The sequence below is a fragment of the Leeuwenhoekiella aestuarii genome, from assembly GCF_004104055.1.
Classification (GTDB): Bacteria; Bacteroidota; Bacteroidia; order Flavobacteriales; family Flavobacteriaceae; genus Leeuwenhoekiella; species Leeuwenhoekiella aestuarii.
This window is the reverse complement of record NZ_QOVJ01000004.1, coordinates 335,638-351,052: the sequence shown is the minus strand read 5'-3', so window position 1 is coordinate 351,052 and position 15,415 is coordinate 335,638. Positions and strand designations below refer to the sequence as shown.

General features: G+C 46.0%; 6 protein-coding genes. All 6 read right to left on the bottom strand.

The features are described from left to right. Positions 1–253 precede the first annotated feature (253 nt). The 6 genes from DSM03_RS12990 to DSM03_RS12965 are packed head-to-tail and all read right to left on the bottom strand — an operon-like array spanning position 254 to position 14,824. A complete protein-coding gene (locus tag DSM03_RS12990) occupies positions 254–2,407 on the bottom strand; it encodes a hypothetical protein (RefSeq protein ID WP_128763225.1) in 2,154 nt (717 codons plus the stop codon). After that, entirely contained in the window at positions 2,397–6,056 is a 3,660-nt protein-coding gene (locus DSM03_RS12985; protein WP_128763224.1) for a DUF4450 domain-containing protein, read from the bottom strand. Before DSM03_RS12985 ends, DSM03_RS12990 begins: the two co-directional genes overlap by 11 nt. Further along, a complete protein-coding gene (locus tag DSM03_RS12980) occupies positions 6,053–8,935 on the bottom strand; it encodes an exo-beta-1,4-galactosidase (protein WP_128761937.1) in 2,883 nt (960 codons plus the stop codon). Before DSM03_RS12980 ends, DSM03_RS12985 begins: the two co-directional genes overlap by 4 nt. 5 nt (positions 8,936–8,940) lie before the next feature. Continuing rightward, entirely contained in the window at positions 8,941–10,824 is a 1,884-nt protein-coding gene (locus DSM03_RS12975; protein ID WP_128761938.1) for a rhamnogalacturonan lyase, read from the bottom strand. 6 nt (positions 10,825–10,830) lie between these two features. After that, positions 10,831–13,353 carry a glycosyl hydrolase 115 family protein gene (locus DSM03_RS12970; RefSeq protein WP_161567093.1) on the bottom strand — a complete coding sequence of 841 codons (2,523 nt, stop codon included), beginning with the start codon at positions 13,351–13,353 and terminating at the stop codon, positions 10,831–10,833. Beyond that, entirely contained in the window at positions 13,340–14,824 is a 1,485-nt protein-coding gene (locus tag DSM03_RS12965; RefSeq protein ID WP_128761940.1) for a glycoside hydrolase family 28 protein, read from the bottom strand. Before DSM03_RS12965 ends, DSM03_RS12970 begins: the two co-directional genes overlap by 14 nt. Positions 14,825–15,415 lie beyond the last annotated feature (591 nt).

Below are 15,415 nucleotides of genomic sequence, written 5' to 3'. Positions count from 1 at the left end.
CAGTGGAGGATAGCCTAGCGTAGCGGTTTGCTATCCGCACGATAAGGGATTTGCGTAGTTTTCAAGGATCTAAAAATAAACCTAGATTTTTTTGGTTTCCAGCCGCATCATCTCGCTCAAAGACATGCTTTGCCGTATCGATAGAAAAGATGAACATATTTAAATTCTCTTGGCACCGCTAATGGGTTTAAAATTCCAAGACTTGCCCGAAGTAGTTTACTTTATTTAGTTGAGTTTCTTATAGAAATACAGTTTAAAAGAAGGGTTCCAATCCCTCCCATTTAACCTTCCAGCTGCCGTCTTTCGGAAAGCCGGGATTTTTGGTTTCAGCACCATCCCATCCGGCGCACATCATCGCCACAGCGGTCAATAAACCTCCATTTCCGGGCATATACAGCGTTAAGCGTTCTTCCTGATAATTGTGTCCGTTTTTGAGATAGGTATTGGTTTGCACATCCATAAATAACGCATCAATGGCTTTTTCAGGCATTCCTAAACGGGCAGCGGTCATCGCGGTCATCGGGAAATCCCAACCCCAGGTATCATCCCATGTCCATACATCCCAGACCTTATCGAAGGTGTTACGCATCGTAACTTTATCAAGCAGACTGGTTTCCGGAAGCATTCCAAAAGTGCCAAAAACCGAAGGGTGATCGGTTAAAAATTCGGGATTGGTATACGAGTCGGTTGCGCTTTCCGTAGCTAAGTAATAGTCTTCCTGAACCGGCAGTGCCGAAAGCTTTTCCAAAACTTCAGTCCATTGTTCAGGTACGGCTTCTCCCAGGCGTTTTTTCCATTCAGAAGCAGTTTTAAGCGCCCAATTCCAATAGGCGAGTTCGTAAGTAGGATTGTAGGTTTCGGTTTTTTCAAAGCGTTCCTGCGCGGGTATTACCGGCGGACCTAAAACATAGCGATCGTTTTTGTTATCATAATCGGGAAAGGAAGCCATAAAATCAGCCGTAGCAAATACGCGTTCTTTATATTTATTGAGAGTCGTATTGCTCGCATCTGCACGGTAAAGCAATTCGGCAAAGGTGATAAAATGCGGTTGTTGCCAGATGAGAAAAGCACCCACAGAAGATGGACCTTCATCGCCATAAGGATCGGTCATTTTTTGCCAGCGAGCACCTTTAAAACCCTGACGTTCCGCCAGGGCCTTTGCTTTTTCAAAAGCAGTCTCATACCAGTTGAGTGTATTTTCCAGATATTGAGGTCTGCCCCACAGCGCATAATGCACGCCATGCCACCAGTGCATTTCCAGATGGGGTTTGCCATACCAGCTGTTGTATGTGAGTCCGGTTTCTTGTGGTGGCATCGCCCCGGCAGTTTGTGCTTTGGTCAAATATTGGGAGAGCACCACACGCCGTTCCAATTCATCTGCACGGGGATCGTTGCTTCCTGAGAAGTCCACAATTCCGCCGTTCATCCAGTAGTTTTTCCAGGCCTCCTGGCTGTTGTTGTAGATGGTTTCGGCCTGGTTTTCTTTAAGGGTTTGCGCATCAGAAAATGTGCAGGTGAGCGCAATTTGATTGCCGGTAGGTTCTACGAGAAAATAGTGATCTTCTTTTTCCGAGACTGTAGCCGTTCCTTTCCAATTTAAAGCAACCTTATAGTTCAGCGAATCCAATTTACGCTCGATTAAAACGGAAGTGTCATTTTGCTGTATAATTCCGCTCATGTATCGCTCAGGATTTTTCCACTGCGTTCCATAATCAGACCAGGCAGCCGTAGGTGAAGCAAAGCGCAAACGAATTTTCAGTTGGCCGCTGTTGATCAATTCAGAATTTACGGTTACAGCAATGGCGTCGCTGTTTTGGTCGCTGGCTGTTTTTACTTCAACAAGAATTCCTTCAACTGCAAACGAACTGGTTAAAATCCCGGTCCATAAATCTAAAGTCTGATCAATATCCTGAAGGTCTTCGGGTTTAACCGGAGTACCATCTTTTTTAGTCAGTTCAAAACCCAGATTGCCCAAATGCACCCGATGCGGGTTTGAGCGAAAAAATTCAACCGCTTCCTTGGCGTGTTGGGGAGTTTTTATCTGCGTGGAATACGATACTTTTCTTCCGTTTTGATCATAGTCTTTTAAAGTTTCTTCAAAACGATAATCCGCGTCGTTGGGTTTCGCGTTCCACCCCCATTCAGACAGGGTTCCTAAGGGAATTCCGTTTTGATAATAATCAGGAAAGCTTTGCAGGCCGGTAATGTCTGTGGTAAAGGCAAAGGCACCGTTACCCACGGTTAACGAAGCCAGCGTATCTACTTGCGAGATCTGTACGTTGTGACGGGTAACTACAGCCTTACGGTCTATAGCCATACTTTGGGTTTCGGTAGTTTTTTGTTCCTTTTGACATCCGGTAATGCATAGTGCCAAAAAGAGCGATGTGATCCAGAATTTAGTTTTCATTGTGTTGTGGTTTCAGTAACGTCAGACTCATCAAGCCGATGATCACATCATTGGCTTGAGCTTCAAGGGTTAGTTTTTGTAATTTTTTATTTGGATTCAAGGGCAAATCTAGAATGGTTCCGGCACCGCCTTCAATTCCGTAATTCGTAAAGCCGTGTATGCCTTTATAGTTTTTAAAATCGCGTGTGATTTCCCCCGTTTTGAAAATAACGCGAGGAGGTCTCGGCGCACCGGTGGTGAAGGCGTAGCCGTCTGTATAATAATCCTGCTCAATGGGCCACCAGTTTTCAGGATTTTTAAGTTCTAAAGTCGTCGTAGTTCCATCCGTATAGGTGACGGTTACCGTGCCATTCACCAGTTGCGTTTGCATAGGGTTTGTGCTGCCTGCCATCATCAAATAAGCGTGTGATGCAGTTCCTTCAAGCGGAATCGTGATCGAATCGGGATAGGTATCCCATGTTGAGGTAAACGCACTATTAAAAGCTTGTTCTTCTGAAGGCGTTGCGTAAAAAATCCTTTCGGGGCCCTGAATGAATCCTCGAGTTCCCGAAGCCTCCCGAAGTCCGGAATCGTCCAGATGAATATCTTCAGCGACATTGGGATAACACCAGTTACCGACTCCGGTTGTCGGAAGCTGCAAGGTAGGAGACTCTGGGCGCGGACTCAAATACTGCTGCTGAAATACTTCGTCTACCCGTGCATTAAAAAATTCACTGATATTTAGCATTGTTTGTTGTTCCATCCTGGAGTTTGGGATGTCCCAATTGGTGAAAGGTAGCAGCATTTTTTCTCCAGAAGCTAAATCGAGTTGAAGCTCGTTCGTTCCCGGAAAGCATTGGGACAGTGCGCGTGTTAGGGTAGCTGGAGCATTTGCTTCGAAGCTTACTTGTTGTGCTGCTTTATGGTTGATTTTTAAAGTGCCGGAAACCTTTGTATCTGTGTTGTTTTGAATAGTGATTCCCAGACTGTCTTTTTTCAATTGCGTTGACAGGATTTGAAATTTGGGTTTTACCTGAATTTCAAGCGGTTGCCACCACATCATTTCATCTTGTTTTAGCTTGATAAAAAGCATTTTGTTGCCGGATTCAGCAGCAATAGTTCCAGACAGCTTTTGCGTTGAAATTGCTGTGTTTGCCAAAACCTGCTGCGGATCTTTAAGTTCGAGGAGTTCTGCATGTTCTGCTGAAATTGTAAACCTATCGTCAGGTGTATAATGGGTTTTGTATTGAAGGATTTCGGGCGATGAATCTTCAGCAATTACCTGAATCGTGTAGGTTTTATGAATACCCGCCGGAATTAGAATTTTTGGTTTACCGATTGCTTCGGCTACGGGTTGATAATTTACCAGATCTCCATTAACCAAAACCTCTTTGATCTTAGTACTGTTAAGGCCCAATTCCAGCTCAAGATCTAAATTGGTCTCAAACTTATTTACGATTTGATAAACCAATTCGTTTGCTGTTCGTTTAAAGGAAAGCGCTACATCCGGTAGATCAAGGTTTGCGTGATCCCATGCTTCCGGGAAACCGGGTTTTATGCGTAGTTTTTTATCGAGCAGATCCGGTTGAATCCCAAAAAGGCCTTCTACCAGAGCGCGGGAAGCTACGCCGATAGGGTCGGCAAAATCCCGATAGAGTTCGCCGCGTATCGCATCATAAAACGATAATTGCTGAAAACCACCGGGAGAAGCTCCCAGATACATACTTTCTAGGAGTGCACTTTCAAAAAGTTTATACGCATTTTCAGGTTGGTTTCCTTGCCAGTAGGCGAGTGCCATATTGAGGTTTTCAGCCAGCGCCACATTATTTACAGACCAGGTATAAGGCTGCCAGTTTGTTGTAGAGACCAGCTCTAAATCGGGATGCGGTAATCCTGTGGCCTGAACTGGAATATGCGGGATTTCCCGGGTTACATAATTTAGACTTTCATAGGCTTCAAAATCATCAGCGATGCCTTTATCCAAGGCGTGATAGACCGTCCAGATTCCCGGAGATTTATGGAGCAGTTCTTTGCCCAAAGCATCTTTATATTCAGCATAAACGCCCTGATCGGGTAACCAAAGGGTGTTTTGAATGGCATTTTTAATTTTTTCAGCTTCTCTCAAATACGGCTTGGGATCTTTATCTAAAAGTTTCGCCAATTGCGCGGTCATCCGGTTTGCCCTGTAATTGTATGCTGAAGTATAGGTGACCGAGCCACCGCTGTATTGTAAGGCATCACTCGCCCAGATCGCTGCATACGCATCGTAGAGTCCGTCATCATTGGTATCGTAATTGCGTTTTTCCCAGGCTAAATGCCGTTCAATGACCGGAAAAATTTCTTCTAAAAATGTGGGATCGTCGTTCCAGTTGAAATGGGTAAGCAGCTGGTCTATAAAAACCAGGTTCATATCATAGTGATTTGCGCGATCCTTCCGGTTGGGATGTCTGCTGATATAGCCTTTGCTGAACATCGAAGTACCCAATACTTCTTTTTGGCGGGCAAAATTGCGGCTGCTGTCTAAAACCACCGGTCCGGTTTCCGGTTCTAAAACCTGAGCATTCCCATAGCTTTTAAAATGCGTTTTTGCCCGGTCGTGCCAGCCCAGTACATTGGCATTATACGCACCGCGCCAGGCGTTGAGGTGCATCCGCCAGGCTACCGCACCGTGTAAAAAAGCAGGATCTTCCCAGATCGCATCTGCAGCCGTTGCAAGCGCACCTCCCAGCGTATTCAGATACGGATCTGGAGTATTTAAACGAACCCGATTGGCCAGGGTATCGGCTTTGTAAAGGGCCTGTTCAAATGCTTTTGCTAGCGAACCTTGCTGAACAGCACTGTTTTTAGTGGTGTTTTCTATATACCAGTAGTAGGTTTTTGTTGCATTTCTTTCAACTGAACCGTACACCACCGGGAGCGAATCAACCTCAGAATTTTTTAGAATTCGTGGATTATCTATGGCGTTTGCGCTTACCAAGCTTAGAGTTCCCTGAGGAACTTTTGCAAGCAAAGATTTTTTATTGGTTTGTGTTTTTTTGTCCCAATTGAAGTCTAAGAGAAAGCTATTTTCTTTTAAAGTATAGTTGTTATGTTTGGCATATTCCGGTTGCAGGTAGAACACCGACTCGGGATCTGCACCAATATCCCCATCTCTATGGAATTTCTTCCCGCTGGCACCGCCGAACAACCAGTTGATGGAAACGTTCTTAGGTATCTTATGTTCGCCTACTTTTAGAATTAACGCTTCGGTATCAGCGGAAGCTACAACGGTAATCTTCATGAAACCATCTCCTAAAAGCGCATCCCTAATTTCATAATGCATCCTGCCGGGTATGTATGTTGTAACAATGCTGTCAGCCTCGGTGATCCATTTTGAATCTTCTCCTTTTGAAATCCCTAATTTGAAATTTCCTCCCATACCAGGTAGGTATAAGGCAAACTCCGGTAAATCTCCGGTTTCTACTCGAAAGCCGGTATTGGTGCCATACAGCGCCCGATTGAATTTCCGGGTTCCGTTTACCAGGACAAAGCTATTTCCGTCAGGTTTGTAATGGATTTTCCGGGTTTGATCGTGCCATGGTTTTTGTTCCTGAGCCTTTAACAAACTCGTATTTAATACGAGCGTCAACACCGCCAGGCCAAAAATTCTGTGGAGTGCGTAGGTTTTCATTTTCCTTCGTTTTTAGGTTTCAACTCATCAGGGCTGTCTTTGGTGTACATGTCAAATTGTTGCCGGGACGGAGTTGTAAACAAGTCCTGAATCAGTTTGGGTTCCAGTTTAGTCTCAGGATTAAAATCATCCGAATTCATATACTGTTGCAGGCTGTAGTAGAGTTGGTGGGCGGCAGCATCCTTTTTGGGATCGTTGAGGTCTACACTGATGACCATCAGCTTTCCGTTACCTACTTGTGCTTCAAAAGCCATAGCGAGACGCCGGTTCATAAACCAGGTATCAATAGGCTGAATCAGGGGTTTAAAAGCAGGAGGGAAGTCCTCCAGATGCATCACCTGTTGTTTGTTTAGAATGCTCCACCATTGCAAATCGCTGTGAAAATCGGTTGGGAAATCCTGAAAGAGCGGATGCTCCGGATCTACAACAATGCCCAGGGTGTGCGGTGGTCGCATCTGAAACCAGGAGGTGTTCCAGAACATCGGGAGAAAGGTCTGGGCCACTTCTGCGCCTTTGACGATTTTGCCGGCGGCATTGAGTAAAACCGTACCGCCCTTTTCCAATACCTTCAGCGCTTTTTCTTCTAACTCGGTGCATTCATAAACGCTGCTTGGCAGCTTCGGAAGTGCTTCCGGGAATACCCAAAAGTCCCAATGGTTTTTAAAATTCGTATCATCGACGCTTACCTTTAGGGTTAATTTTTGAGCAGTATCAATTTCGCGAAGCGGAAATTCAACAACGCCCAAATTTGAAAGTCCGTAATTGATCTCGGGTTGGTTAAAGGTTCCTGAAGCCAGTTCCTCACCCTTTTCATCTGTGATGGACCAACTTTGATTGGTGATACGTTTTGCTTTTCCGTAATGTGCGATTTGAATTTCAGCCTTAAATTCTTCGGCATTGGTAAATACAAATTTTGGAAGTTTAGCCAGGGGTACCGTTTCGCTGCTAAACTCCCGCCATTCTTCTGCATTTACATAGGGCTTGGCATCCCAGAAGGCGTCTAAAATCCCCACAAGCGCGGTTCCCTGTCCGCTGTAATCACTCAGGGAAAGCAATTGATAACCCGAGTAGCCGGGAGTGCGCATCGCTTTTTCAATACTGTATTTATACGCCAGCACTTGTAATTTTCCGGAAGCTTTAAAAAAGGCATCAGCCTGATCGCTCATCTGATGATCGGCCAGATCTTCCTGAAAGAGTTCGAAATTTCGGGCTTCGTAAGCCCCGGTGTATTTTTTGATTTCGTCAAAATTGGGAAATACGCAATACTGCCCGGTTTCGTGGGAAACGAAAGGCACGCTAAAGTCTTTGATGTTTTCGCTAAAATCGTTTACCGATTGGGGAGCGTGATTTTTCCAGTCCAGATCGCGGGCACCACCGCGTACCATAAATTCGTTGTTGGGGATCACCGGCCAGCTACCGCCCACCGAAGCCCCGGTGTACAAACGCCGTGCGTCTTTTTGCTTCCAATAATCGTTAAACGCAGTAAGGTATTCCACCTGCTTGCCACGAGGTTCGTTACCGTAAGCCATCATCACATACGAGGCATAATTGCCATACTGCTGCATCATGCGGTTGGTTTCCTCATAAATATACCGGTCGATGTTGCGGCCCACGCCCAGCGCAGTCCCGTGATTGGCCCAACTGGGGCCTTCGGGTTGCAAATAGATTCCTAGACGGTCTGCGGCTTTAAAGGCAGCTTCGGGCGGACACCAGGAATGGTAGCGCACATGGTTGAGTCCGTGGTTTTTGATGATGCGAAAAATTCGCTCCCAAAAGGGTACATCCATCGGTGGATAACCGGTTAGTGGAAAAATGGCATTGTCTAGCGTTCCTCGTAAAAAGGTGGGCCGGTCGTTTATCGTAAAGCTTCGGCCCTGGGTTTTAAAATCGCGGATTCCGAAGCTTAGTTCCTGATCGTCGGTACCTGCTTTTGAGGTTAGGCTGAAATGCGCACGGTACAAGGCAGGATGGAATTCGTCCCAAAGCTTCAGGTTTTCGCCCAGCGGGTAAGTGACCTCTAGCGTGTCGGTTTTTTCAGTGAGGCGAACCTCTTTTTTGCGGAAGTTGAAATCGGTCGTTTCAGAAGTATTGAAGGTGGAAAGATCAAGATTTAGGGTGATTGTCGTCTTTTTGGTTTCCGCCTGATTTACAGGGATTTTAAAGAGGATCTCTTTTTGCTCCCGATCGGGATAGGCCTGAATAGTTCCTATATACACCGATGGCGTAGCGATGAGTTTGAGTTTGCCGATGATGCCGTTCCAGTTTCCCTGAGTATGATCGGTAAGGCTGTGAGAGTCCGGTCCTACGTTGATCTCTTTCATGCGGTTGTCTACCCGAATCGTAAGCGTGTGTTTACCCGCTTTAATATCGGCCGGGAGTTCGTACTGATGCGGAGCTACCATGGAGTTTTGCATCCCCAGTGGGGTATCATCAAGCCAGACTACGGTTTCGGTATGTGCCCGTTCGAGAAACAGATAGAGTCGCTGGTTTTTCCAGTCTTTGGGAATGTTGACTTCCTTTTGATACCAGCCGGCTCCCACGTATTCTTTTTTCGGCGTGAGCCAAAACGGAAATTTCACATCCCCGGGTTGCTGGTATTTTTTATAGCGCGGATTGAAGTAAAACGAGCTGTCGTAAATACTGCCGGTCCAATGGGTTGCGATGCTGATGTCGTTGCCCTTATTGTTGGTGAGCATCGATCCCGGAAGGATAATGTTGTCTTTTAATTTTTGGGTAAACCATTTTTCGACTGTACCAAGGTCGTTACGGTCTATTTGAAATGCCCAGTTTCCTTCCAGATCCAGGGTGTCGCGGGTTTGAGCAAATGTTGAAAAGCCCAGAATGAACAAGACGATTGCAACTGGCATTTTTAGTTTCATAGGCATCATTTCGCGTTCTTCAGGTTTTCAGGAATCAGCCTGATATTCGGTTTTGGAATGCTTTTTAGACCATGACCAAAATAAAAGCCCAGATGCGGCGGCTGGTTATAGCCTACATTCTGCCAGGCGATACTCAGGCGGTATTGCGGGTCGTGCATCAGCGTGTACATGCGGTGTTTGGTGGGAATGGGGGTCGTGTATATGCGCAGTTCGGTACCGTCATCGCTGGGTAACATCAATTCTTCCCGCCAGTCGCCCAGGATGTCTGCGCTAAGAGACGGAGTAGCTTTTGTTCCATTTATAGCGTGTGCGCCTTCTGCTGTGAACAGGCGACCTTTTCCGTATTTGTCGATATAATTTCGATTTAAAATCTCGCGGCTGTAATCACCATCCCACCAGATCAGAAAGTTGGCCGATCGCGGCGCTTCCCCAATGGGATTTCCTTTGATGTCGTGCAACTGGCGGGAGCCCAGCCACCACATTTGAGCTCCTACGCGGGTGGTATCAATATTGGCAGCCACTCCGCGGCCTATATCCTGATTGGGCATCGCGGTAAAGAGTACTTTTCCGTCTTTAGCCGAAAACAACACCACTCCGGGGCCTTTCGTACCTTCTTCAATCTCGTGAATACCAAAACGTTCGAGACCCGGAACCTCGGGATCCAGATCGCTTACGTGAATCGCATCGCCGTGCCGGAAGCCCGTGGTATACAACCCGCTGCCGTCGTCGTCAACAGTCATCGCCCCAAAAATGATTTCATCTTTGCCGTCGTCATCCACATCGGCGACCGATAGGTTGTGATTCCCCTGCCCGGAATACGGATTATCCCCATTTTCCGAATCAAAAACCCAACGGGATTTCAGTTGGTTATTTTTAAAATCGAAAGCTGCCAAAACACTGCGACCGTAATACCCGCGGCCCATCACGATGCTGGGATGCATGCCGTCTAAATACGCCACACAGGCTGTAAAGCGATCCACGCGATTGCCGGAACTGTCGTTACCTCCATTTCCGCCGTGGCCGCCCCAGGCGCCAATATCACCCCGTGGCGGAATGTAGTCTGTAGTAGCGACGGCTTTTCCCGTTTCGCCATCAAAAACGGTGAGGAACTCCGGTCCTTCTAATATCTTTCCGTAGGTTTTGCTTTTTTCATCGGTATCGCGCCAGTCGGCTTGCGGGTCCCCGAGAACCATTCCTGCGGCGTCGGTGGTGCCATCTGCCGTTTTACAAACCAGTTCGGCTTTGCCATCGCTGTCAAAGTCGTACACGAGAAACTGGGTGTAATGCGCACCTTCGCGTATGTTTTTCCCCAAATTGATTTCCCATAACAATGTGCCGTCCAGTTTGTAGGCCTGCAGCATGGGCGCATCGGTTAAGCCGCGATGTGAATTATCGTGTCCGCGACCGTTTACGTGTAAAACGATTTCATATTCCCCGTCGCCATCCAGATCACCCACACTGGCATCACCAGCTCTATAGCCTTCCGGCATTTGTAACGGGATGCTGTGATAGGGTTTTAAGTCGCTATTGGCCGGAATGGTATACGAACCCGGTTCGCGCTGCTCTTCAGTATTTAAAACCGAAGTAACATACCAGCTATTCTCCTGAGACCAATCAATACCTGAGTCTTTAAAAAAAGTGGCGCCGGTAATGGGTTTATCGTTTAATTTCTGAGGTTGCATACCTTTAGCCTGACGGTATAGATTGAATTTAATGTCATCAGGATCTGTTCCTAAAACCCGCCAACTGATCACCGCTGAATGGTCTTCTTCGGGAATAACAACCACTCCGCGGTCTAAGTTTTCCATCAAGCGTTGCGCGGTGCAACTCGAAATGCTTAAGAAACTAATTATTAAAATGAAGCAGTAGGAGGCGCGTTTTGTTCTCATGGGGATCTATTTTTGATTTTTAGGAAAGGTATAAGGAATGGCTTCCTTTTCTTTAGAAAGTAAGAAGTAATCCGGAAGCACTCCGGGATCGATCACGTATAGCTTCAACTGATGTTTTCCGGGCTCAAGATTTTTTAATGTGACTGATGTTCTTACCTGATTGCGCAGCACATTAATTTTCCAGGTCTCGCTTCTTCCGTGGGTTTCAAAATTCACGATTTCTACGGGCTGATCATCCCATTGCACACCGAGTCGTAATTTTTGGTCACCTGTGATCGGGTGGTTAGGAACTGCGGTCAATGTGAGCACAGCCGAGGCTATTTTCTCCTCTAGGTCTAGCTCATAATGCAACACAGGATTTTGAGCAAATGCTGAATCAGAATAGGATTCTTGAGTTACCGGAGTCAGCTGCAAGGCACGTTGAGAATACCCTAATCCGGTTAATTCCAGAGGAAAGTTCTTTTCAAAATGTCCAGTCTTTGTAAACGATGCCATTTTTTGAGCAAGCACGGGTGCGGTATATTTTTGAATTGCTTTTTCTTCCGGAAGTACGGCTTCTGGCACTTGATACACCGGTAATCCGCGTGGAGCGCTGTGCATCATTTTATTCCATTTTCCTTCAGCGATCTCCGTATTGTAGTGCGTTGTGAGTTCTTTGATCTTATCCTGTTGTAGCGCAATAGTATCCTGATAGCTTTTTGAACGTTCCGGATCTTGATCGGCATAAAAGCTGGCCAGATCTCTGTATAAATATTTTTGGTTCATTGCAGAAGCACCTAAAACAGGATAGGCCACAAGCTCAAACCAAGCCGCTTTTTGCGTATTGGGAACTTGAGCGTTAAGTTGCTCAACTTTAGACTCGAGTTTTTGATAAGCAGCGCGTCTATCGGGATTTTCTTGATCTAAGCTGAATTCGGTCAGGTGTGTGGGACGCGTCGGTTCGGTTTGACTCCAGCCCATAAACTCGGGTTTTCTGAGCCAGGCGAGGTCGTAATAGCTTTCACGCAGGTTGCTAATTTCGGCTCCTACGTCACTTCCGAAGATCCTTTCATAAAAATCAGTCATATGCTGCTTATAACTATCGGGTTTTCTAAAGGATTCGGGATCAAAAGCAAGATCCATAAAGAACTGCGTGTTGTATTCTGCAGGTTTGAGATCGCCTACGTTAAGCATCCAGATCTTGTCGGCCCCGGTGTCGTAGGCCTTAAGCATTTCTTCTCTAATGAGTGCCGGGTGGGTGGTGCTCAGCCAGAGGTAATCGTGGGGTCTTCCCCAGTAGGAAGCGTGATAATAGACTCCGCTGCCACCTTTTCGCTTTCGCTCTTCGGCGTTGCTCAACCTGCGAATATAGCCGTAGTTATCGTCGGTCCACATCAGGGTAATGTCTTCAGGAAGTTCCAGTCCATATTCATAAACATCTAAAACCTCCTTATAAACGGTAAATACTTGGGGAATGCTTTCTGGGTTTCCAATATGTTTTTTCAAGAGGGCGCGTTGGTCTTTAATAAGCTCGTTTAGGATCGTTGCTGCATCTTCAGTACTTTTGGCGCCCACCATTCCGCTGTCGTGAACGCCTCGCATACCCACGGTATAAATTCCATTAGCATTTTGTGCTTCTTCTACACGATTTTCCCAATACTTAAGCACCTTCTCTTTATTGCTGAAATAGTTAAAATCCCCCATAGTATCGTGATCCCATTCATCAACATTGTTGCGTAGCATTGGCTCCGCATGTGAAGAGCCTAATACGATCTCATAGTTTTCGGCCATTTTTAGATTACCCGGATAGTGAAAGAAGGCTTTGGTGCTTGGGTGCATTGCCGGCCAAATCGCATTGGCTTTTAGGCGTAGCAATAACTCAAAGATCTTCGCGTAGGTTTTAGGTCCTATGTCGCCGGTTTCGGGTTCAAAAGTATGCTCGGCCCAAGGTTGTAGCCCCCAATCTTCATCGTTGAGAAAAATCCCGCGATACTTGACTTTTGGACTTATCGACTGAAATGAACTGATCTCCAGTGCTAATTCTTTTTGTTTGGCTGGCACTACATCAGCCCACCAATACCAGGGAGAAACGCCAATTTTATCTGAAATATTAAACACGCCGTAAGCGGTTCCGCGGGCATCTGCGCCTGCAATGATCAAAGCGTTTGCAATTGGGCTATTCTTCGGTTTTACAAGTTGGAGGGTATAGGTTTCCCAAGCATCTTGCATTGAATTTTTAGCTCCTGAAAAGCTTTGAATTAATTCAGAAGCCTGATTGCCGATAACGATTGCGTTTCCGGATATCGAAGTTTTATCGGTAGTGACTTGAGGCAAATATCCGGTAACGCGCTCAATGTCTTTCGCCAGTAAGTGTGCTGCAATTGAATCAAGTGCCACTCCATCTTTATCATAAAGAATACTCACTTGTTGACTGTCTGTAACCAATTTAAACCGATTAGGAGTTTGTGAACAGATGGTATTAAACTGAAAAATGCAGAAGAAAAAAGCAATGTAACTTAGCAAGTTCAATTTCATATTAATCTTCATCATTAGTGATGTATAGGGTGTTAGGGAATTCAACGCCCGGTGCATTTTCAATAGTTAGTGTAGAACCATCGGCGATATTGAGACTCACATTTTTAAGCGTCCAATCTTGACTGAAGGTAATTTGTCCTGCTTTTGCTGCGCCAATTTGCACGTCTTCGAGCTTGATGTTGCGCACGGTAGAAGTTTCCATACCGTTAACGTAAATAGCGCGATTAGCGCCTTTAACGTCAATATTATATAGGCTGATATCTTTAAAGGTAGGAATTCCTTTTTCTGCAGGCGTGACTTCTTTTAATAAGGTTTTCCAACGTTTAGGGATGGAATCGTATGCATAGCCTTCGGGTAATTTTGAATAACTGTAAGCGGGATTCCAGTTCATCGAAACCTCTATAAACGTACCCACACTATCCATTTTGATATTTTGCATATGAATGTCTTCAACCGTTCCGCCCCGGTTGGTAGCCGATTTGATCTTGAGTCCGGTTTTGGTGCCTTTTCCCTGAATGTTAGTAACCAATACATGGCGAATATCTCCACTGGTTTCACTACCAATAGTGGTAAGACCCGATCCTGCTAATGCTATACAATCCCGGATCACTACATATTCGGTGGGGCGATCCACCCGCAGGCCGTCCCAGTCACGCCCGGCTTTCAAACAAAAGTTATCGTCGTTGCAATCGATATCGCAATTTTGTACTAAAATATACTTCGAACTGTCTATATCAATCCCATCGGTGCTGGGACCATGACCGCCGATGTTGTTGCGTATGGTGAGTCCGTCTACCGTAATGTGGTTGGAGAAAAGCACCTGCACGGTCCAGAATCCGGCACGTTGAATGTTGAGGTCTTCGAGAACTACATTCTCCGCATTTTGAATGAGTATTGTACGGGGGCGTTTGGCGTCATAATCTACAATCCAGCGCAGGCCTTTGGGTTCGTATTCCTTGCGCAGGTTCCAGTAGTAGTCCCAGAAGACTTTACCCTGGCCGTCAACGAGGCCGTCGCCGTCTATAGTCACGTTTTTTTGATCTAACACATTGATTAAAGCCGCCGGCCATTTCATTTCGATCCCTGCAATGCGGGTGTCGATCTCCGGGTAGTCTTCGATGTCTTCGCTTCCTAATAGTTCAACCCCATTTGGAATCGTAAAATGAACGTTTTCTTTGATAAAAATAGAACCGGTCAGGTATGTTCCCGGTTTAAAAGTTACCGTACCGCCTCCGTTTGCTGCTGCGGCATCAATGGCTTTTTGAATGGCGGGGGTGGTGAGCGCACTGCCGTCTGCAACGGCAGCGTAGTCATTCACATAAAACACCGCTTCTTTAAATTCGTTTTGCTCCGCGCCTACTTTATTGATCCATTCCGGTTCGAAAGGAGTCGACTCCTCTGCTTCACGTTCCCTGGTTTCTGTAGTGTTTTTACAACCGACATAAGATAAAAGAAGAACTGCTAAAAGGGAGTGGAATGCTTTCATGGTACTCGTTTGAGATGAACAAACAAGATCTTCATTTAGGCATGATTTCCCATCCTGTTCTTACCTGTTGGTTTAAAGCGAACCGCTTAAGAAGTCCGTATCTTTTAAAAGGAGGGTTTTGCATGGACAGCTTCCTGTATCCTCATGCGCTCTAGCGGGAGGAGTCTATAGCGTATCCAGGGCTTATCTAGGGCTTTACCCCGAGTGAAGGTCGGGTGAAGGTCGGGTGAACTGCGGGTGAACCTCGGGTGAACCTAATTCTGAATCCGTAGCATAAGCTCGTGCAGGTTTGCTGAGCGCAGCGGAAGGTCGGAGGATTATTTCGTTCTAGAGTAGCATATCAAGCGCTGTGGAAGCCTAGGGTGTAGGTTTTAAATTATCGCTCCTTTTAAAATGCTAATATAGTGCATTTTAAAGCCTTTGTCAAGGGTTTTTAAGATATGATTTTAAGTAGGGTATGCGTTAGAAATGTACGCTAACAGGGGCTGCAAGGTCATCGTAATCGTTGCTGTAAAAGATTTCGGGTTTAAGGAGCTGGAATCTGCACCTATTCTGTACTCGCGTGATTATTATTTTACGGGAGCTCGTGAA